Source organism: Bradyrhizobium sp. Leo114, assembly GCF_055229415.2.
Genome location: NZ_JBUYEN020000015.1, coordinates 56,688 through 77,002, shown reverse-complemented (window position 1 = coordinate 77,002; position 20,315 = coordinate 56,688). Strand labels below are relative to the sequence as shown.

The window sequence follows — 20,315 nt, the reverse complement described above, 5'->3', positions numbered from 1 at the left end:
TAACGGCCAGATTCAGCGTCAGGAGAGGAATATGTCGAGCGAAGGTTGCATGAAGGATCGGGTCATCGTCGTGACCGGGGCGGCGCGGGGCATCGGCCGCGAGATTGCTCTGCTTGCTGCAAGCCGCGGCGGCAAGGTGGTGGTCAACGATCTCGGCGGGAGCCCTGACGGCGAAGGTGCCGATAAGACTGCGGCGGAGGCCGTCGTCGACGAAATCAGGAAGAGCGGCGGGATTGCGGTTGCCAACGGCGACAGCGTAGCGGAGCCCGCCGGCGCCAACAGGATCATACAGACGGCGATCGACAATTTCGGTCGCGTCGACAGCGTCGTCAACAACGCGGGAATCTTGCGCGACCGCATCTTCCACCGGATGTCAGTCGTCGATTTCGAGATGGTAATCAAGGTCCATCTCCTAGGTGGCTTCTATGTCGCGCGCGCCGCCGCTCCGTATTTCAAGGACCAGAATAGCGGCTCTTTCATCCATTTCACGTCGACCTCCGGCCTTATCGGCAATTTCGGCCAATCGAACTACGCCGCGGCGAAAATGGGCATCGTGGGCCTGTCGAAGGGCATTGCGATGGATATGCAGCGCTACAACGTCCGCTCGAACTGCATCGCGCCGTTTGCATGGAGCCGGTTGATTGGAACAATCCCGACCGATTCCGAGGAGACGGCGCGCCGGGTAGAGCGACTGAAGGCGATGGGGCCCGACAAGGTCGCGCCGCTCGCGGTGTATCTCGCGAGTGATCTGTCGAAGCACGTGACTGGGCAGATCTTCGCTTCGCGCATGAACGAGATCTATCTCTTCAACCAGACCAGGCCGATCCGCGGGATGCATCGCAGCGAAGGCTGGACGCCGGAGACTATCGCCGAGCACGGCATGCCGGCAATGGAGAGCAACTTCTCTCCTCTGCATCGGACGAGCGACGTCATCGGATGGGACCCTGTTTGATCTAGCGACGGAGAATTCAAGGTGAGCATCCGAGATAAGGCGTACATCGCCGGAATCTACGAACATCCGACGCGCAAAGCAACGGACAAGTCGGTCGCCCAACTGCACGCCGAGTCGGCGTTGGGGGCCTTGCGCGATTGTGGGCTCTCGGCGGCCGACGTCGACGGCTACTTCTGCGCCGGAGACGCGCCTGGCGGCGTCCAGATGATCGAGTATCTCGGGCTCAACATCAGGCACTATGACGGGACCGAAGCCGGCGGCACCAGCTACGTCCTGGACGTGGGCCACGCGGCGCAAGCTATCGCCGCCGGGAAGTGCAATGTCGCGCTCATCACTCTCGGCGGACGTCCGAGGTCCGAGGGCGTTGCGACTGGCACAACGCCGCGCATCTATAACATTTCTGCGCCAGATGTGCAGTTCGAGGCGCCGTTCGGAGCGACCTTGGTGCATCTCTACGCAATGTCGGCAGCGCGTCATATGCACCAGTTCGGAACGACCTCCGAACAGCTCGCATGGATCAAGGTCGCCGCCTCGCACCATGCGCAGCATAATCCGAATGCGATGCTTCGAGAAGTCGTGACGGTCGAGGATGTGGTCAACTCTCCGCTCGTCGCCGAACCGCTTCACCGGCTCGATTGCTGCGTGATCAGCGACGGTGGTGGAGCACTCGTGGTCGTCCGCCCCGAGATCGCGCGGAGCTTGAAGAAGCCGCTCGTCAAAGTGCGCGGTGCAGCCGAGGCAATCAAGCATAGTGCCGGAGGGCAAATCGATCTGACGTCGTCCGCGGCAGCGAAGTCTGGCCCGGCCGCATTCTCAGAGGCGGGAGTTGCCCCGAAAGATATCAACTACGCGTCGCTCTACGACAGCTTCACCATCACAGTGCTCACGCAGCTCGAGGATCTCGGCTTCTGCGCTAAGGGAGATGGCGGGAAATTCGTAGCGGACGGCAATCTGATCTCTGGCGTTGGCCGACTTCCCTTCAATACGGACGGCGGTGGTCTCTGCAACAATCACCCGGCGAACCGCGGGGGTATTACCAAGGCGATCGAAGCGGTGCGCCAATTGAGAGGTGAGGCGAATCCCGCCGTTCAGGTCAAGGACTGTCGGCTTGCGCTCGTCAACGGCATCGGGGGCGGCGGTTTGGCCAACAAGCACTGCAGCGCCACCCTTATCCTTGAGCGGGAGTAACTCGACATGAGCAAGTCACGAGAGATCATTCCTCCCCTTCCGAACCCGGAGACGGAGGAGTTCTGGAGGTCCGCCCGCGAGAAGCGGTTGGCGCTCAGGTACTGCAACTCCTGCAAGAAGCATCACTATTATCCACGGGCCATCTGCCCGCACTGCTTCAGCGACGCAACCGAGTGGCGCGATGCCGAGGGCGAAGGCAAGATCCACGCGTTTTCCGTGTTGCGCCGCGCGCCCGTGCCCTACGCGGTCGCCTACATCGAGTTGGCCGAAGGCCCCCTCATGCTAACCAACCTCGTCAATTGTGACTTCGACAAAATTCGGATCGGTCAGAGCGTACGGCTCTGCTTCTCGGACTTCGAGGGCGGAAAGCTTCCGGTCTTCGAGCCGCTCTAGCCCATCGGCCCGACCGAGGTCGGTCTCCCAGTCAGGAAGCACGAGTCATGGCGAGCTCCACTCCGGAGTGCCTAAATCCGTTCGAGGGCCTCAACTTTGGTTGGCTGCTCGCGACGCAAGCGAACGAACGTGGAGGTCACCCGTTTCTGGTCTTTGAACCGTTCGACCGCCCCGCAGTGGTGCTGACTTATAGGGGGTTTTACGCGGCAGCAAGCGGGCTGGCGGCTGGATTGAGGCGGCGAGGAGTTCGACCAGGCGACCGCGTTATCGTCCACCTCGACAATTGTCCGGAGTTCTTGTTGAGTTGGTCCGCCTGCGCTCTCGCCGGCGCTGTCGCGGTCACGACCAACACGCGCTCCTCGGAGGAAGAGCTAAGATACTACGCGGCGCATAGCGAGCCCGTCGCCGCCATCACGCAGCCCGCTTACGCGATGTTGGTCAAACGCGCCTGTCCCGAGCTCCGATGGGTCGTGGTAACTGACAACGATAGTGGGCAACCAAGCGACGAGCGTCGCGAGGCCAGCGAAGCATTCTCCGGCTTGCTGATCGAGGCCGAGGAGGGCAGCCCGGGTGGATCCGGTCCGTTGGATCCGTTGGCTATCCAATATACGTCAGGAACCACTGCTCGTCCCAAGGCGGTATTATGGACACACGCCAACGCGTTGTGGGCTGCAAGGATCAGTGCGACGCATGAAGGTCTGCTGCCGACGGACACGCACCATTGCGTGTTGCCTCTGTTTCATACCAACGCGCTGTCGTACTCGTGGTTGGCATGCTTGTGGGCGGGTGTAACGCTTGTCTTGCAGCCTCGGTTTTCCTCGAGTCGCTTCTGGTCCGTGGCATTGCGCAATCGCTGCACCTGGAGTTCAATCACAGCATTCTGCTATCGCGCGCTTCTCAACGGCGATATTCCGAGATCGCACTTCTTCCGAAATTGGGGGATAGCGTTCTCCGATCCCGTCGTGGTCGAGAAGTTCGACATCCGGCCGGTGAGCTGGTGGGGCATGACGGAAACGCTAACCCAAGGCATCGTCGGCTTTCCGCACATGCCCGTTCCGTACGGCGCTATCGGCCGTCCTGCTCCGGAGTATCGAATTCGCGTACTTGATCCCGACGGAAAGCCCGTCGAACAGGGTGCGTCCGGCTCGTTGCATATCGGAGGAATCAGGGGCGTCTCCTTGTTCGGAGAGTATTATCGGAACGCCGACGCTACGCGAGACGCCTTCGATGAGCACGGGTTCTTCCGCACGGGCGATCAAGTAACTCTGCTCGAGAACGGGTATCTCCGCTTCGCAGATCGCATCAAGGATATGATGAAGATTGGCGGTGAGAACGTCGCATCGCTCGAGATCGAACGAGTCGTAGGCGCCGTCGAAGGGATAGAGGAGTCGGCAGTCGTCGCGTGGCCACACCCCATGTTGGACGAAGTCGCGATCGCCTTTGTGAGGGTCGGCGGCATCCTGCAGGACAGAAATCACGCAGAGGTGGCTCAAATCGTTCAGGCCGAATGCAGGCGCCTGTTGGCGGACTTCAAGGTTCCGCGAGAAGTACACGTTCTTGAGGACTTCCCGCGGGCCAACATAGGGAAGGTCTCCAAGGCGGAGCTAAGGAAATGGCGTCAAAAGCTCGACGCCACGTCCGTCCCGAAGACAAATCGGTAGAGAAGTCATGGAATTCGAAGGAGCGTCGGTGTTCGTCGCCGGCGGCACCAGCGGAATAAACCTCGGGATAGCGGAGGCGTTTGCGGCAGCCGGCGCGCGGGTCTGCGTCATGAGCCGCGATCCCGAACGGGTGAAGATTGCGACCGAACGCCTTCGGCGGCATCGAGGTGACGGCTTGGGATGCGTCGGCGATGTGCGCGACATGGATGTGGTCCGCCGAAACATGCAAGCGGCTCACCGATCGTTCGGAGACTTTGACGTGCTCGTGTCGGGCGCGGCCGGAAACTTTCTTGCTCCGGCACTGAACCTTTCTTCGAATGGGTTTCGGGCCGTAATCGACATCGATCTCGTCGGGACGTTCCATGTGCTTAGAGCTGCGTTCGACTTTCTTCGACGGCCCGGCGCCTCGATCATCAACATCTCCTCGAACCAATCCGTGGCTCCGAGTCCTATGCAAGTGCATGCCTGCGCAGCGAAAGCAGGCCTCGACCAGATCATGCGCGTGCTCGCCATGGAATGGGGCATGCACGGTGTCCGCGTGAACTCGATCATGCCAGGGCCTATAGACGGCACGCCTGGTTTCGCAAAGCTAGTCTCTCGGGAGGAACGACGGCGCATCGAGGACAGGATTCCGCTACGGCGTGTCGGTCAACTCGCGGATGTCGCTGAGCTGGCGATGTTCCTCGCGTCGAAGCGCGCGAGCTACGTCACGGGAGCCCTGATCCCCGTGGATGGGGGAGCCTCACTGCTTGGGGGGCGAAACTATGCCGGTGAACCCATTCCAACGCGGCCCGGCAACTAGCGGGGAAATTGGATGAGCGATCTATCGAATACTCTGGCCCTTCTGGCCGGAAGGTGAAGTACCTGAAGCGAGGTGTCTATGAAGGTCTTGGTACCAGTAAAGAGAGTGGTCGATTACAACGTCAAGGTCCGCGTCAAAGGCGATGGATCGGGCGTCGAACTCGCCAACGTGAAGATGTCGATGAACCCGTTCGACGAAATCGCGGTCGAGGAAGCACTGCGCCTAAAGGAAGCCGGCAAGGCGACCGAAGTCGTGGTGGTCTCGATCGGCCCAGCGCAGTCATCTGAGATTGTCAGGACCGGACTCGCCATGGGCGCCGATCGCGGCATCCTGGTGAAGGCCGAGGGCGCCGTCGAGCCGCTCGCCGTTGCCAAGATCCTGAAGAAGGTTGCTGAAGAAGAGCAGCCGGGTCTCATCATCCTCGGCAAGCAGGCGATCGATGACGACAGCAACCAGACCGGCCAGATGCTGGCCGCCCTGCTCGGCTGGTCACAGGCGACCTTCGCCTCGAAGCTCGAAGTCGAAGGCTCCGACTTCAAGGTGACACGCGAAGTCGACGGTGGTCTGCAGACCGTCAAGCTCAAGGGACCGGCGATCGTCACCACCGATCTTCGTCTCAACGAGCCGCGTTATGCCTCGCTGCCGAACATCACGAAGGCCAAGAAGAAGCCGATCGCGGAGAAGACCGTCGCCGACTACGGCGTCGACGTCACCGCGCGCCTCGAAGTTCTGAAGACGACTGAACCGGCGGGTCGCAAGGGCGGCGTCAAGGTCAAGGACGTCGCCGAGCTGGTGTCGAAGCTCAAGAACGAAGCCGGGGTGCTCTGATGACGACTCTGTTGATTGCTGAACACGAACACGAGGTCCTCAAGGACTCCACCAACAAGGCGCTGACCGCGGCCTCCCAGCTCGGCGGCGATGTTCACGTGCTGGTCGCCGGCGGCGGGCAGGGCACCAAGGCTGCGGCCGAGGCCGCCTCGAAGCTCGCTGGTGTCGCCAAGGTGCTGGTCGCCGCAGGCGAGGCCTACGCGCACGACCTCGCCGAGCCGCTGGCCGCGCTGATCGTCTCGCTGGCCCCGTCCTATGACGCGATCGTTGCGCCCGCGACATCGCGCTTCAAGAACGTGATGCCGCGGGTCGCCGCGCTGCTCGACGTCATGCAGGTCTCGGAGATCATCAAGGTGGTCGCCCCCGACACCTATGAGCGTCCGATCTATGCCGGCAACGCCATCCAGACGGTGAAGTCGAAGGACGCCAAGAAGGTCATCACGGTCCGTACCTCGACCTTCCAGGCCGCCGCTGCCGGCGGCAGCGTGCCGGTCGAGAGCGTCGCCGCGGCGGCCGATCCCGGCCTGTCGTCCTTTGTCGGCGAGGAAGTCGCCAAGAGCGACCGTCCCGAGCTGACCTCGGCCAAGATCATCGTCTCCGGCGGCCGCGCCATGCAGAGCCGCGAGAACTTCGCCAAATACATCGAGCCGCTCGCCGACAAGCTGGGCGCCGGTGTCGGTGCCTCGCGCGCGGCGGTGGACGCCGGCTATGCGCCGAACGACTGGCAGGTCGGCCAGACCGGTAAGGTCGTGGCCCCCGAGCTCTATGTCGCCGTGGGCATCTCCGGTGCGATCCAGCATCTGGCCGGCATGAAGGACTCCAAGGTGATCGTCGCGATCAACAAGGACGAGGACGCCCCGATCTTCCAGGTCGCCGACTACGGCCTGGTCGCCGACCTCTACGAAGTGCTTCCCGAATTCACGGCGAAACTTGGGTAGGCTTCGATCGACGCAATGGTGCGTCACTAGAAGCGGGCGTGAATCGAGACAGCAACGCGTGCGTCGCGCACCGGCCTGCAGGCTCGATTTACGCCCGTCTTCTTAGTTGAGCGAACATCGGTGGAGATGACAATGAGAATTGGGAAGCTTTCGAAGTATATGCTGCTCGGAGCACTCCTGTGTGTACCGAAAACTTAAGCTCGGGCGTAGTGGTGATGAAGTCCGCCCAGGATGGGGCGTGAACTGATCGCACCGGTTCGCTGAACCGGGCGAGAAATCGGCGCGTCCTTGTTCAAGGATCGATGCGTTCTGACGTTATTGTAATAGTCGGCGTAGGATTGCAGAACCCGACGCAGATGCGCCTCGCCCAAAACAATGACGTGGTCCAAACACTCACGCCGGATCGATCCGATCAGCCGTTCAGCAAAGCCATTCTACCAAGGCGAGGCTGGTGCGGTAGGCTTGTCCCGGATGCCCATGGCGCGCAATCGGCGCGTGACGACGCTGCCATAGATCCGGTCGCGATCGCGGATGAGGTAGTGCGGAGCCTCATCCCAAGGAAATGCCTCCGTGATTTGACGGGCAAACCCATTCCGCCGTCGGATTTGCTGTGACGTTGATCCAGACGAGGTCTCTGCGGTCGAGCCGGACGATCACAAAAGCATAGAGCAGATCGAATCCGACGGTGGGAACAACGAACAAGTCCATGGCGGCAATGTCCGGCGCGTGATTACGCAAGCAGGTGCGCCATCCCTGGCTGGGTGGCCCGCGTCGCTTCACCATGTACTTGGCGACGCTGGACTGCGCGACCTCGAACCCGAGCTTGAGCAGTTCGCCGTGGATGCGTGGCGCGCCCCAAAGCGGATTGTCGACGCTGATCCGCCGGATCAACGCGCGCAGCCTCGTGTCGATCGGCGGTCGCCCACCGATCGGGCGCGACTTCCAACGCCAATAGCCGCGAAAGCCGGCCCGGTGCCAACGCACGACCGTCTCGGGCCGGATGATCGTGAGGACCTGCAAGATCGATGGAAACCAGCGATACAGCTGAATGAAGAACCAGCGATCATCGTTGCTGAGCCGGACGCGACCCTGCAGCTTACGCCTCAAGACAATCAACTGATGTCTGAGCGCCGCATTCTCTGCTTCAAGTCGGCTCTTCGACTTGAGAGGCGAAGCCAAGACGGCCAGTACGAAACAGAGCAGCCCGATCATTCCGCCAGCTTAGGCGATTCCATTACGTCATCAACCCGGATAAGGTTTTCGGTACACACAACGGCATCATGCTGATCGATTTCGCGCTGGAGGCCGAACGCCAACAGCACCTTTCCGCCGAACAGTCGGTCTATCAGGCCTGCCGGGCGCGCTTCCGCCCGATCCTGATGACGACGATGTGCGCGATGCTCGGCGGCGTTCCGCTGATGATCGGCACTGGCACCGGATCCGAATTGCGCCAGCCGCTCGGCTTTGCCATCGTCGGCGGGCTGATCGTCTCGCAGCTGATGACGCTGTTCACGACGCCGGTCGCGTACATCTATCTCGACGGCATCACGCGATGGTGTGCACCAACAACAGATCTGCAACATACGGTCGCTGAGTCACCTATTGTCACATGTGAGCGGTTTCCAAGCCCGTAGGTCGGAGATTCGATGAACAACCACCTCGATTTCAGCCAATTCGCTGCAAGGGTTTCGGAGAACTTGCCCGCCGCGACGTGGCGCCGCTATGCTGGGTCTCCTGCGGGTACCCTCTTAGAGATCGGGTATTGCGCCTCCTGGATCTAAAGTTCGCCCATCAACATTCGAGGCGTAGTTGGATCGCGTGCAAAAGGCGGCTTTCGGCGCACTATCAAGGCGTGGCTAAGCCAGCTACGCTGCTCGTCGATAAGAAAATAGCGGTTCCGAAATAGTGGGTATAGTGATGTAGCGGACCCCCGCTACCAATCCTGCGATTTTACCCGCCAAGCTACGATCTTGTACGATTTCGCGCCCTTGATGGTAACGGGCTATTGCAGGGGCCGGAATTGTCTCCCAGAGAGATTTGCCGCTCCCCTGCTTCACCAAGGTGATCAACTCCGCGGTCAAAACGCTGTGCCGCAGGCGCTCGACCTCCGTTGAGAACTGAGCGAATCTTCCCCAGCGCATCTCGCCTGAGGCGGGGCTTGTCAGAAACCTTCAGCTCTTCGCGCCAGAACCTCTAAGAGCATTCCAGGCCGCCTGATTGGCCAGATCGAACGCCTTGCGGGACTCCGCGAGCGCTGCGCTCAGCACCGACCAGGACTCGCCGCCAGCCTGCTTCAGCTTCTGCAAGCGCGCTTCGACCTCCGTTGCGTCGGACTTCAGCTGCTTGAGTGCGGCATCGGAATCCCCGGTATGCGTTGCGGCAACCTTGCCCTCGGCTTCACGGAACTTGTCGACGGCCTCGCGCCAGGCCTTTGCCTGCGCGGCGGCGATGTCCTTGAACGTCGCTTGTTGCTGTTCGATCTGTCTGCCGGCGCTTTCGAAATAGGTCTTCGCGATGGCCCGAAAGCAATCGTTGCATAGAAGTCGCTCGGATCCACCAGCGCGGCATCGCTGGGCAGCACATCCCCATTGAAGATCTCCTCGCGTCTACGCAGGGTGTTGGCCAAGCTGTTGTCTTCCGCGAGATCGAGCTGGAAAGGGCGGCTGGTCCTGAATCGAGCAGCTTCTTTGAGAGAAGACATGATAAGGCTCCGCGAATTGAGGGCTATTCTATCGCGGCGAACCGTTCTGGGGCCAGGATCGCCTCGATCTGCTGGAGCAGGCGATTGTCTCCGGGCGGCCGCCCACCCCGCCCACGGAACTTTAGTTTTTATTGCCGTTCGCAATGCACCTCATGATGCCGTCTCACTGAAGATTCCGTTCAGCACGAACTTGTAGCGCTCCGGCTTGATGAAGAAGGTCGAGTGCTCGGCGCACTTGCCGTCCCTGAAGTACGAGGTCCGCTCCATCGTCAGCAGAGCTGCGCCCGGTGTCGTGTGCAGACTGCCGGCGAGCTCCTTGCTGGCGATCTGTGCGCCGAGCTCCATCTTCGCCTGGATCACGGGGGCGCCGGCAAGGGTCGAGATGACCGAGTAGGTCGGCTGTTGCTCCACCTCCGCGGGCGTGAGGCTGCCGATGTCCACGGGAAGGTAGCTGCGGCCGAACGCGATCGGCTCCGCGTCGATCAGGTGCAGCCGTTGAAGCAGCAGGCAATCGCGGCGTGCCTTGCCGAACAGGGGACGCAGGCCGGTTGGCGTTGCGACCATGCGCAGGGCCGTTACGCGCATGGTGGCTTCCAGTCCCTGGCGCCGCAACGTCTCGTGGAAGCTGCGCAGGACGTTGAGCTCGTGGCGCACCTGTTTGCCGGCGACGAAAGTGCCCTTGCCCTTTCTCCGGTCGATCAGGCCGTCCTTGTCCAGATCGTCGAGGGCGAGGCGTACGGTGACCCGGCTGACGTCGAAGCGCGCGCCGATCTCGGCTTCCGAGGGCAGGCGGCCGGAGGGTTCGAACCGGCCGGCCGCGATCTCCTGGCGCAGCCGATCGGCGATCTGTTGGTAGAGAGCTGTCGCGTTTTCTCTCACGAGAGACATTCTGTGCTCATTCCAGCCGGAAGCAGGGGCGGATCTTTCGTTTTGCGGTCGGCCGCTGCGCGCCGGTTGCGGCAGCGTCAACTTGTATCATAATGTATTACATGCTTGCTTCCGACACCAGCGCCCGCGCCACCGAGCCTTTTCAGTTTGCGCGCGCCGCAGCGCCGACCACGCGTCGCGGCGCCTCGTTCATCGTTGATGGCATGGGTTTTGGCTACCGGCCGGGGAGGGACATCTTCCGGAATGTCACACTGAAGGCGAGGCCCGGCGAGTTCGTCGCGCTGCTCGGTCCTTCAGGCTGCGGCAAAACGACTCTGCTCAACTTGCTTTCAGGCTTTCTTGCGCCGCATTCCGGCACGGTGACGATCGACGGCCGCGCGGTCAGGCCCGAGATGAGCGAGCTCGGGTACGTGTTCCAGGCGCCGAACCTGTTTCCGTGGCTGAGCGTGCGCGAGAACGTACGGTTCGGCCTGCGCATGGCAGGGCAGCTTGATCCTGACGAGCAGCGGCGCAAGGCGCTGCAGTATCTGGACCTGGTCGGCCTTTCTGATGTGGCCGATGAGCTGCCAAATCGGCTCTCGGGCGGCATGCAGCAGCGTGTCGCCCTCGCACGCGCGCTCGTGCTCGAACCAAGCCTGCTGCTGATGGACGAACCGTTCGCCGCGCTGGACGCGATCACGCGCAGCGCAATGAACGCGGAGCTGCTGCGGCTGTGGTCCACGCTCGGCCAGACCATTCTCTTCATCACCCATGATGTGGAGGAGGCGGTCTTTCTTGCCGATCGTGTGCTCGTCCTCGGCTTCCCTCCCCATGGCCTGGACAGCGAGGTCACGATCGATCTGCCGCGGCCGCGCGACCTCCGCCGCACCCGCGTGCTGCCCGGGTTCGCCGAGCTTTGCGACACGCTGTTGCAGCGGATCGCCGGTGTGATGCAGGCGCGGTCGACGCCCGCTTCCTTTGTCGAACAAGAGTCAGTCCAATGATCAGATCTCTGTTGTGTGCGATGGTCGCGATGCTCGCGGCGAGCGGGCCGTCGTCGGCGCAGAGCCAACCGGCTCCGCTGCGCATCGGATGGGTTGCTGCCATGGCCAATGCGCCGGCGCTGATCGCCGATCAGAAGGGATTCTATGTCCAGGAAGGTCTCAAGGTGGACCTGAAGCCGTTTGGCGACGGCCCGTTGATTCAGCAGGCGATGGCCAGCGGCGAGCTCGATGTCGGCTATATCGGCGCGCCGCCGGTCTATCAGTGGTTTTCTCGTGGCCTCGACAGCCGCATCCTTGCGAAGGTGAACTACGGCCAGGCCGCGGTTGTGGCCCGGGCTGATGGACCGGTCCGCAGTCTCGATGACCTGCGTGGCCGCAGACTCGCTGGCGTGGCGCGCGGCAGCGGCATGGATGTGCTGCTACGCGGCTACGTGCTGAAGGACACCGCGGCTCTCAATCCCGAGGCCGATCTGGCGCTGTCGCAGCTGCCCGTCGGCAGCATGAACGTGGCGCTGGACACCGGCACGGTGGATGCGGTGTTTTCCTGGGAGCCGTTCGTCAGCCAGGCGCTGCTGCGCGGCAGCGGCCGGCTCGTGTTCGACGTCAACGCGGCCATTCCAGGATATCCATGGTATGTCGTGATGGCGCCGGCGAAGACGCTCAAGGATCGTCCTGACGATCTGGTGAAATTGTTGCGCGCACATCGCCGGGCAATCGCTTTTCTGCGCGATCATGCCGCGGAGGCTGATCAGATCATCGCCCGCGAATTCAAGCTGGAGGCAGTCACGGCTCGGGACGGCAGCACGATCCCGCCGGAGGCGATTGTCGCCGAGGCGCGCAAGCGCCTGGGCTGGTCTGACGAGCTGACCGCGTCGGACCGCGCCTTCATCCAGCGGCTGATGGACTATTCCCGTGATCAAGGTCTGCTCGCGCGGCCGCTGAAGGTGGAGCAGCTCGTCGATGACGGTCCATGGACGCGCGCGGTCGAGCAGAATTGACGTCCGCAATGCGCATGCCGAAACCGTCCTGGGGCTGGGCGTCGCTGCCGGTTCTGCTGCTGGTCTGGTGCATGGCCGCGAGCCGGGTGCCTCCTTACGTGCTGCCGCAGCCCTGGGACGTGGCGATTGAAGCGTTGCGCTGGATCCGGAGCGGCGATCTCGGCCGGCAGGTGGGTGCAAGCCTCGCGCGCGAAGCCGGCGGCTTTGCCATAGCGGTGCTCGTCGCGCTGGCGATCGGCACTGCCGGCGGGCTGTCGCAGCGGTTCCGCGCCTTCGCCTCGCCGCTGGTCAGCTTGTTCATGGCCATTCCACCGATCGCTTGGGCGCCGCTTTGCCTGATCTTCTTTGGGCTCGGCTATCTCGCCATTGCGGTAGTCATCTTCATCGCCGCCGTATTCCCGATGGCGGTCACCATCCAGGAAGGCGTGCTCGGCATTGTTGCCGGCCAGGTGCGCGCCGCGCGCACGCTCGGCGCAAGCCCTGTGCAACTGCTGCGTCACGTCTATCTGCCGGCATCGCTTCCCTTCGTCACTGCGGCGCTGCGGATCGGCTTCAGCCAGGCCTGGCGCGCACTCGTCGCCGCGGAAATGATCGGAGCGTCGCAGGGCATCGGCTGGATGGTCGCAATGGGTGGCCAGGTCGGCAATGCCAGCCAGGTGCTGCTTGGAATTGTGCTGATCGGCCTGATCGCATGGCTTGCAGAGAGCTTGGTGTTTCGTCGCGTCGAGCGCCACTACCAGGCCTGGCGTACCCCATGATTTTGAAACAGCCCTCAGAGAAAGCATCGCATGACCGCAGAGACTGATCCGCGCATTCGCGCCGGCCGCTACGTCGCGCCACAGGGCCTGTACGAGCAGAACAAGGCCTTGCCGTTCCTCGGGCGGGTCAGCTGCAGTCGCGAGCAGCTCGTCGCCGGCGAATGGACCGAGATCGAGCTGGTCTATGAGGTCGGCGCGGTCGGCCTCGCCGACGGCGCCTGGCTCAAGCTCGCGTTCAAGTTCTATTCCGACTGGGCATTGTTCCAGACCTCCGATCCGGCCGGTGCGAACTACGTGTCCGCCGAATATCACGCTGGACCGCTGCGGCCGGGGCAAAGTCCGTCGACGGTGCAGGGCTTGAAGGTGCGCTTCGACCAGAAAGGGCACGAGCGGCCCTTCCAGAAGGCGATCATCGTCGACATCGTGGACGGCTATCTCAACCCTGGCGACCGCATCGTGATCCGGCTCGGCGACCGCCGGCAGGGCGGCGGTGGCACCCGCGTGCAGAGCTTCGTCGAGAAGGACTTTCGTTTCCGCCTGTTCATCGACCCGCTCGGCAGCTCGAAATTCGCAGAGGTGCCCGGCGACTGTGTCATCAACATCGTGCCCGGGCCGCCGCGGTCGCCAGTGTTGACCGCGCCGCGGCTGGTGGCACCGCAGTCTCTGTTCGACATCGTGGTTCGCTTGGACGATCTGTGGGGTAACACCTGTCGCGACCGTGCAGCGCGTGGCGAGCTGCGCCTGATCGATCCCGCCGGGCATGTGCAATCGCAGCCGCTCAACTTCGCTGCCGAGGGATGGAACGTCGCGCGCGTCCACGGCCTGGCATTGGAGCGCAGAGGCGAGTGGCGGTTGGAGGCGCAGGTCGAAGGTCTCGCCGCGCCGGCGGTTGCCTTCGTCCAGGTCGAACCGCTTGCGCAGGACATGCGTCCGCTTTACGCGGATCTCCATGTGCATTCCCATGACACCGTGGGCACCAACGATACGCTCTACAACCTTGCCTATGGCCGCGACGTGGCGGCGCTCGACATCGTCGGGTACACCGTCAACGACTTCAACATCAAGCAGGCCGACTGGGAGCGGGCGGTCGAGATCATTGCCGGGCTCAACGCGCCGGGCCGGTTCGTCTGCTATCCGGGGACCGAGTGGTGCGGCAACTCCAGCGCCGGCGGCGACCGCAACGTCGTGTTTCTGGGGGAAGGCAAGCCGCGGTTTCCGTTTGATGCAGAAGGCCATTCAGTGCGCTCGTTCGAGTGGAACGAGACGACGGCCGGCACCATTCGTCCCGGCGTGTGGCCGGTTGACGAGCTTTATGCGGCGTATGCCGATAGCCCGGAGGAGCATCTCCTCATTCCCCATGTGGGCGGGCGACGCTGCATCCTCGATTGGCATCACCCTGAACTGGAGCGCCTTGTCGAGGTGGGATCGTCCTGGGGCCAGTTCCACTGGTTCTATACCGACGCCTTGGCGCGTGGCTATCGCGTCGGTGCGTCCGCTGCGGGTGACGAACACCAGGGACGATGCGGCGGTGGTGCGCCGGCCACGGCCGTGTTCGGCTCCCGCGGTGGATTGACGGGCGTCCTCGCGGAGCGCCTCGACCGCGCGAGTGTGGGGCAGGCACTGCGCGCGCGGCGCACCTTCGCAACGACCGGCGAGCGCAGCTTCGCGAGCCTGCGGCTCGGCGCGGCCTGGATGGGCGAGGTTGTCGCCGCCAATCGGCATGAGCCGTTGACCTACCGGCTGCTGGGCGATCAGGGCTGGGAAAGCGTCGAACTGTTCGATGCCGGCCGCCTGATCTGGCGCCGGGACCTGAATGCGGAAGCCGGTCTCTCCGAGCGCAAGGTGAGGGTGCGTCTCGCCGGTGCGCGCATCAGGGATCGCTATCGTGCCGCCAACTGGAGCGGCGAGATCACGGTGCTCGGCGCCGCAATCCTTGATGTCCGCGGCGTCGGATTCGATCATCCGGAACAGCGGGCCTGGCGCAAGGACACGACCACCGTGGGATTTGTCACGGCGACCCATGGAGACACGGATGCCATCGAATTGACCCTGTCGAGCCTCGCGGGTGCCAGGATCGAAGTGCGAGGGGGCATTGCGGGCTATGTGAAGGTCGGTGATCCCTTGAGTCCGTCGCCTCACGTACATGCGCCGCAGTTCAGCCTCGAGATCTCCGGCACCGACCTTCTTGCAGGCGGCCGCGCGCTCGCTCTCAGCGGAATCGAGCTGGAGGTGGCCGTTGAGCGTGTCTCTGACGTCGCGCTGCCGCGCGATGTCGGCGGCGAGATCGATCTCTCCGGCTTCGATCTCACATCGGGCGTCGAGCATCCGCTGTTCATCACCGCGCGGCAGCGGGACCAGTCGAGAATCTGGACGTCGCCGCTCTTCCTGACGCCGGGAAATTGAGGCAGGATCAGCAGCCGCGTCTCCAATCTGCGCTTGCAATTGCCTAACACGTCAATGGCAGGTACCTCGCGCCCGAACGAGGATAATGCGGTCAGGATGTTTACCACGCGTCCGGCGATATCACCGTCATCGATCGCAGCGGTCAGCGCGCCGGGATCGACGAGGCGGGTGTTGATGCGCCCTCATCGTGAGCGCTCGCTCGGCGCAAAATTCCGCAATGTTGTCAGTTGCCATTGAGGCGGGACGTGGTGGCTATGGAAGTCGATGATCGAAAGTGACTGAGCCATTGCATCACCCGACGTGAGGCGACAAGGAAAATACAAGAAAGGACGGACCTCGCCATTCCAAATTTCCATTGCAAACAGCAACAAATATCCGCTGGTCCGCTGGCTTGGGAGCGGGCGTGAGCTTCATTCATGGCCGCATCGAGCGCACGGTCGTATTTTCGCAGGACTCGTTTGCTCGCGCCGATGTTCCATAGGTCAAAATTTTCGTTTCTTCATGAAGGAAAACATGGATGAGGGGTTGCTCACCGGTTTGTCGAATGGAGTTTACTTATTTTCCGATCAAGCTTGACTCCGGTTGTGCGCAGACTAACGATTTTAATCGCTTTAACTTTCCGGGAGGGCCATCAACAATGAGCATTGCGCTGGCGGAGGCTGCCGTCGGGAATACAGGGCAACATCAAGACCTTTCTGTCCGTCGCTATAAGCCACTGATCGGAGCGGTGATCGAGAACGTCGATTTGACCAAGCCGCTCAGCGATCGCAACAAGCAGGATCTAAACCGTGCGTTGATCGAGCACGGCGTCATCTTCATCCGCAATCAGGCGCTGGACTCCGGCCAGCATGTCGAACTCGCCCGCGTCTTCGGCAACCCCATCCGCAAGAATATCTATCTGCCGTCGGTGAACGAGTTTCCCGAGATCGAGGTCATCGCCCATGACGAACACACCAAGTCGGGCGGAACCGACAATTGGCACGTCGATGTCTCATGGCAACGCGAGCCTCCCAAGGCGACGGTGCTGCATATCAAGCAGGTGCCTCCCGGCGGGGGCGGTGATACGATCTGGGCTTCCTCCGGCGCTGTCTATGATCTGCTCGATCCCGACCTAGCCCGCTATTTCGAGAAATTGACGGCAGTGAACACCTTCTGGGCCTCGCCGAAAAAGGCCGGGCTGTCGGATCTTCTCTCGGGCTATGCGGCAGGAGGACAAGAAACGGCTGAAGAGGGGCTGGCGCGCGTCAGGGATGCCGCCGTCAAGTTTCCGCCGATCGAAGTGCCCGTCGTCAAGACGCACCCGGAGACGGGCCGCAAGCTGATCTTCGTCAACGAGGCCCACACCAGCCATCTGCTCGGCGTCTCCAAGACCGCCAGCCAGAGCTTGTTGAACTATCTGTACGATCTCATCAAGACGCCCGAAGTGCAGGCTCGCTTCGAGTGGCAGGAGGGTGACGTCGCGATTTGGGACAACAGACAGGTCCAGCATTACGCGACTCGTGACTACGGCAAGGCTCCGCGCCGCATCCACCGCCTCACATTGGAATATGACGGCGTATTCTAGACGTCCGATGATTGCGCGCCAGCCCTACCATGGGGGCCGGCGTGCAATCTCAAGCCAGGAGAGACGGTCGATGCGTATTTGTTATCTGCGGATCGGGAGCGGAGGCGGCCGAACTCTGGCTGCAGCTTGTGAATGTCCGAAATTCGCTGCTGAACAGGCGTTGCGTTTCTTCACTCTCTTCTGCTTTCTGCTGGTCTCGGCCCCGGGCCCTCTCCGTGCGGAGGATGCGCCGAAGCAGCCGGGGCCGGCGCCGGAAAAGCTCGAGCTGCGATATCAGGGCTGGTCGGGCCGCGTGCTCTACCCCGAGCTCGCCGAGGAGCTCGGATACCTCGCGCCCGTCAAACTCAACTGGATCGGCAATACAATTAGTGGCCCTCAGGACATCCAGGCGGCAGTGACGGTGACATCGACTTCGGCGGCGCTTTCAACGGCTCTATCCTGAAGCTCGCCGCTGCGGGCGCGCCTATCAAGGCGGTCATTGCCTATCTCGGCACCGACGCGCAGACGTCAAGCGGTATCGTCACGCTTGCCTTCAGCCAGATCCAGAGCCTGATCATCACCGAGGCCGCCGACGTGGATCAGTCCAGCCACGGTTACGCAAGGACACTCGGAAGCCCAAATGCAGGGCTGGCGCCCGGTGACCGATGAGGTTCACCGTCATGGCGGCACGATCTTTCTGCAGTTGTGGCACGTCGGCAGGATGGCCCATTCCTCGATTCTGCCGAACGGCCAGGCGCCGGTGGGCGTGACCGAGCAACGGGCAAAGGGCTCGTCGGTGTTTTCCCACGGCCCGGATGGCCGGTTGGGTTATATGCCTACGGAGACGCCGAGGCCCCTCAGCACGGATGAAGTGTCGGCCATAGTCGGCACCTTTGCCAAAGCTGCCGCCAATGCACGGAAGGTCGGGTTCGATGGTGTCGAACTCCATGCAGCCAACGGCTATCTGTTCGAGCAGTTCATGAACTCGGTGCTCAATACGCGCACCGACAGTTACGGCGGGGGCCGCATGGAAGATCGCACGCGCTTCCTGATGGAAGTCTTGGAGAACACTGTAGTCAAAGGTCAAATGCCCACGCTCCGGCAGACGCTCATTCCGGGCGAACAGATACCGTTGCGACGCCGATCGTTTTTGCGTCAGCTAAATTGACCCGCCACTTTTGCGCGCAGTAAAGACAACAACCTCGCGGCGGCAGCCGCGCCGCTGACACCGCCAAAGCAGCCCTCTATTGATCTAGATCAAGTAATCACTCCGGCAGGCTCGAAATCTAGGCAAGCGCGCTCCATCTAGTCGAGTTTCTGCAATGGATACGCTGCTCCGGACCCTGCTGACCATCGCTGTTGCTGTTGCCTCGTTGGGCGCGATCTCGGAGCGCGTGCGTGAGGAGGTGGCCGACAACGAAATCCGCATCGGCAATCTCATGCCGTATAGTGGAAACCTTGAGATCTTCGGGGCAATCGGCAAGGCCGAGGCGACCTATTTTGAGATGCTCAATGAGCGCGGTGGCATCAATGGCCGCAAAGTGCGCTTCATCTCCTACGATGACAAATCTGATGCGGCATCCTCCCTGAGCTTGACGCGTGCGCTTGTCGAGCAGGACAATGTTCTCCTGATGTTTGGTTCCTTCGGTACACCAGGCAATTTCGCCGTTCGCCAATACTTGAATGAAAAACAGATCCCTCAGCTGTTTGTTGCTTCCGGCGACGATCATCTCAGCGATCCAAGCTCGTTCCCATGGACAATGGGCTGGCAGCCTTCGTTCCGAGAAGAGGGACGCATCTACGCGAACTACATCCAGGCAGTGTACCCGGGAAAGAGGATCGTGGTTCTCTGGCAGAATGACTACTTCGGTCGTGAGATCATCAAGGGTCTGGAGGATGGGCTAGGAGAGATCGCCCGAATGATCAGGGTCGGTATCGCCTACGATCTTAGGGACGAACATCTAGACACACACGTATCGATCCTGAAGCGATCAGGTGCAGAAATCGTTGTCTTTGCGGGCGTAGCCTCAAACGCCGCGAAAGTGATCCGCCTGGCAGCGGACATTAATTGGCGTCCCACCTTCATCCTGAACCAGATGGCCTCGTCGATCGCAATGGCTCTAAAACCTGCCGGCTTGGACAATGCGGTAGGTGTAATCACCGCCGCATACCTCAAGGACGCCGACGATCCGGCTTGGAAGGTCGGACAGTCCGGCTCTGATTGGCAATCATTTCTGGAGAAATATCAACGAATCGGTGGCAGGGACGAAAGCGCCGCCATGTTCGGATACGCCGCCGCCGAGACGCTGGCGCAGGTGCTCAGGCAGTCTGGCAATGACTTGTCGCGTGAGAATGTCATGAAGCAGGCTGCAGCGCTAAAGGACTATCAGAGCTCAGCCCTTTTGCCCGGCATCAAGATCACCACCGGTCCATTGAATTTCCGGCCAATCAAGCACATGCGATTGGTTCAATTCGACGGCCGCACTTGGCAGCCGATTGGCGACGTTCTAGAGACGGCGTTTGCCAACCTCGATAACTAGGCATTCCCGTCCAACAGCTTTAGAGGACCGGAAATCATGGCCGAAACAAAAAACTCTCCGTAGAAGGCGCTCAGCAAGATGTGCGCCGACGATGCGACCGTATCGTGGTCTAATCGTCATGATGAGGAGATGCAACGCGCTTGATGAGGAGATCAAGCGGATGCGGGCGCAGCGGCTTCGCCTCTCGGCTGCAGTGACAGAGTTACGATCGATTAATCAACTCGCTTGCGCCGCGCCAGGCTGCCCACCACAGGTGACCGCCATTCTGGTTCTTCCTCCCTATGCGCCCCCAAACAAGCTCTGCATCCACAAGACGCTTGCAGAGATCAGCGAATTGACTCCACGCGGCGGTTGCGCGCGGGCAGTACCATTCCGTTGCTTCAACACGCGACGTCGCAAGGCGTAACCTGGGCGTCGATGAGTCCGACACGGAAGCAAAGGCCCGTCAGCGAGCACCCAGTTTGGCTTTATTCCTGTCTCGGACAGAGAACTTGCGGGCGGCCTGCGCGACGCTTTGCGCCACCGCGTCTTGCATGAGGCGATCGATCATCGCGATCGGATCGAAGTGCTCTGAACGGCGCGGGGGAGGGGCTGCGGTCCAGTTTTCCGGTATGACCTGATCGCTTTGGTGCGACTGGCCGCTGCGCAGATTCAGATGTGAGATCCGGCTTTTGACCGCCTTATGGGCGACGAAGTCGACCCGGAAGTCAGGCATTCTCGGAAAGCGCATCTAGCCACG

At 61.8% G+C, this 20,315-nt stretch carries 19 protein-coding genes and 2 pseudogenes; 16 read left to right on the top strand and 5 right to left on the bottom strand.

The annotated features are described in order from the left end of the window. Positions 1-31 precede the first annotated feature (31 nt). The 7 genes from ACZIRK_RS19610 (at position 32) to ACZIRK_RS19580 (ending at position 6,762) form a co-directional block, all read left to right on the top strand. The gene (locus ACZIRK_RS19610; RefSeq protein ID WP_463327967.1) at positions 32-952 is read left to right on the top strand and encodes an SDR family NAD(P)-dependent oxidoreductase; all 921 of its coding nucleotides are present in this window, start codon (positions 32-34) and stop codon (positions 950-952) included. Positions 953-973: 21 nt separating this feature from the next. Next, positions 974-2,140: a thiolase domain-containing protein gene (locus ACZIRK_RS19605; protein ID WP_463327966.1), complete on the top strand. Its 1,167-nt coding sequence runs from the start codon at positions 974-976 to the stop codon at positions 2,138-2,140. Between the two features lie 6 nt (positions 2,141-2,146). After that, positions 2,147-2,533 (top strand): Zn-ribbon domain-containing OB-fold protein, encoded by a 387-nt coding sequence (locus ACZIRK_RS19600; RefSeq protein WP_463327965.1) that lies wholly within the window; start codon positions 2,147-2,149, stop codon positions 2,531-2,533. A 47-nt stretch (positions 2,534-2,580) separates the two neighbouring features. Further along, entirely contained in the window at positions 2,581-4,194 is a 1,614-nt protein-coding gene (locus ACZIRK_RS19595) for an AMP-binding protein (RefSeq protein ID WP_463327964.1), read from the top strand. A 7-nt stretch (positions 4,195-4,201) separates the two neighbouring features. Then, on the top strand, positions 4,202-4,996 hold the full coding sequence (locus tag ACZIRK_RS19590) for an SDR family oxidoreductase (RefSeq protein WP_463327963.1): 795 nt from the start codon (positions 4,202-4,204) through the stop codon (positions 4,994-4,996). A gap of 78 nt (positions 4,997-5,074) precedes the next feature. Then, positions 5,075-5,824, top strand: a complete 750-nt coding sequence (locus ACZIRK_RS19585) for an electron transfer flavoprotein subunit beta/FixA family protein (RefSeq protein WP_463327962.1) — start codon at positions 5,075-5,077, stop codon at positions 5,822-5,824. Next, entirely contained in the window at positions 5,824-6,762 is a 939-nt protein-coding gene (locus tag ACZIRK_RS19580) for an electron transfer flavoprotein subunit alpha/FixB family protein (RefSeq protein ID WP_463327961.1), read from the top strand. Before ACZIRK_RS19585 ends, ACZIRK_RS19580 begins: the two co-directional genes overlap by 1 nt. Positions 6,763-6,956: 194 nt before the next feature. On the opposite strand, the gene ACZIRK_RS19575 is transcribed toward ACZIRK_RS19580, so the two are convergent. Together ACZIRK_RS19575 and ACZIRK_RS19570 are read right to left on the bottom strand one after the other, a co-directional pair. Continuing rightward, positions 6,957-7,151: an integrase core domain-containing protein gene (locus ACZIRK_RS19575; RefSeq protein WP_463327960.1), complete on the bottom strand. Its 195-nt coding sequence runs from the start codon at positions 7,149-7,151 to the stop codon at positions 6,957-6,959. Positions 7,152-7,311: 160 nt separating this feature from the next. Next, positions 7,312-7,869, bottom strand: coding sequence for a hypothetical protein (locus ACZIRK_RS19570; protein WP_463327959.1), 558 nt, complete (start codon positions 7,867-7,869; stop codon positions 7,312-7,314). A gap of 164 nt (positions 7,870-8,033) precedes the next feature. Here ACZIRK_RS19570 and ACZIRK_RS19565 point away from each other — a divergent pair. Further along, positions 8,034-8,396, top strand: a pseudogene (locus ACZIRK_RS19565) (efflux RND transporter permease subunit); the annotation flags it as partial. A 537-nt stretch (positions 8,397-8,933) separates the two neighbouring features. Here the strand turns inward: ACZIRK_RS19565 and ACZIRK_RS19560 are convergent. Continuing rightward, positions 8,934-9,287: pseudogene (locus tag ACZIRK_RS19560) on the bottom strand (hypothetical protein); the annotation flags it as partial. Positions 9,288-9,613: 326 nt separating this feature from the next. Beyond that, positions 9,614-10,432, bottom strand: coding sequence for a GntR family transcriptional regulator (locus tag ACZIRK_RS19555; RefSeq protein ID WP_474418363.1), 819 nt, complete (start codon positions 10,430-10,432; stop codon positions 9,614-9,616). A 122-nt stretch (positions 10,433-10,554) separates the two neighbouring features. Here ACZIRK_RS19555 and ACZIRK_RS19550 point away from each other — a divergent pair, with 122 nt between their 5' ends. From ACZIRK_RS19550 to ACZIRK_RS19515, 8 genes are all read left to right on the top strand, one after another. After that, a complete protein-coding gene (locus tag ACZIRK_RS19550; protein WP_463327958.1) occupies positions 10,555-11,334 on the top strand; it encodes an ABC transporter ATP-binding protein in 780 nt (259 codons plus the stop codon). Continuing rightward, entirely contained in the window at positions 11,331-12,332 is a 1,002-nt protein-coding gene (locus ACZIRK_RS19545) for an ABC transporter substrate-binding protein (protein WP_130225202.1), read from the top strand. The genes ACZIRK_RS19550 and ACZIRK_RS19545 overlap by 4 nt, the downstream gene beginning before the upstream one ends. An 8-nt stretch (positions 12,333-12,340) precedes the next feature. Then, the gene (locus tag ACZIRK_RS19540; protein WP_130225203.1) at positions 12,341-13,090 is read left to right on the top strand and encodes an ABC transporter permease; all 750 of its coding nucleotides are present in this window, start codon (positions 12,341-12,343) and stop codon (positions 13,088-13,090) included. A gap of 30 nt (positions 13,091-13,120) precedes the next feature. Further along, positions 13,121-15,493, top strand: a complete 2,373-nt coding sequence (locus tag ACZIRK_RS19535) for a hypothetical protein (RefSeq protein WP_130225204.1) — start codon at positions 13,121-13,123, stop codon at positions 15,491-15,493. Between the two features lie 637 nt (positions 15,494-16,130). Continuing rightward, entirely contained in the window at positions 16,131-17,057 is a 927-nt protein-coding gene (locus ACZIRK_RS19530) for a TauD/TfdA dioxygenase family protein (RefSeq protein WP_130225205.1), read from the top strand. Positions 17,058-17,127: 70 nt separating this feature from the next. Next, on the top strand, positions 17,128-17,499 hold the full coding sequence (locus ACZIRK_RS19525; RefSeq protein WP_165435153.1) for a hypothetical protein: 372 nt from the start codon (positions 17,128-17,130) through the stop codon (positions 17,497-17,499). 177 nt (positions 17,500-17,676) lie between these two features. Continuing rightward, entirely contained in the window at positions 17,677-18,204 is a 528-nt protein-coding gene (locus tag ACZIRK_RS19520; RefSeq protein ID WP_463327957.1) for an oxidoreductase, read from the top strand. Positions 18,205-18,358: 154 nt separating this feature from the next. Then, positions 18,359-19,576 (top strand): ABC transporter substrate-binding protein, encoded by a 1,218-nt coding sequence (locus ACZIRK_RS19515; protein WP_130225206.1) that lies wholly within the window; start codon positions 18,359-18,361, stop codon positions 19,574-19,576. 445 nt (positions 19,577-20,021) lie between these two features. Here the strand turns inward: ACZIRK_RS19515 and ACZIRK_RS19510 are convergent, their stop codons facing one another. After that, on the bottom strand, positions 20,022-20,291 hold the full coding sequence (locus tag ACZIRK_RS19510) for a hypothetical protein (protein WP_130225207.1): 270 nt from the start codon (positions 20,289-20,291) through the stop codon (positions 20,022-20,024). Positions 20,292-20,315: the final 24 nt, after the last annotated feature.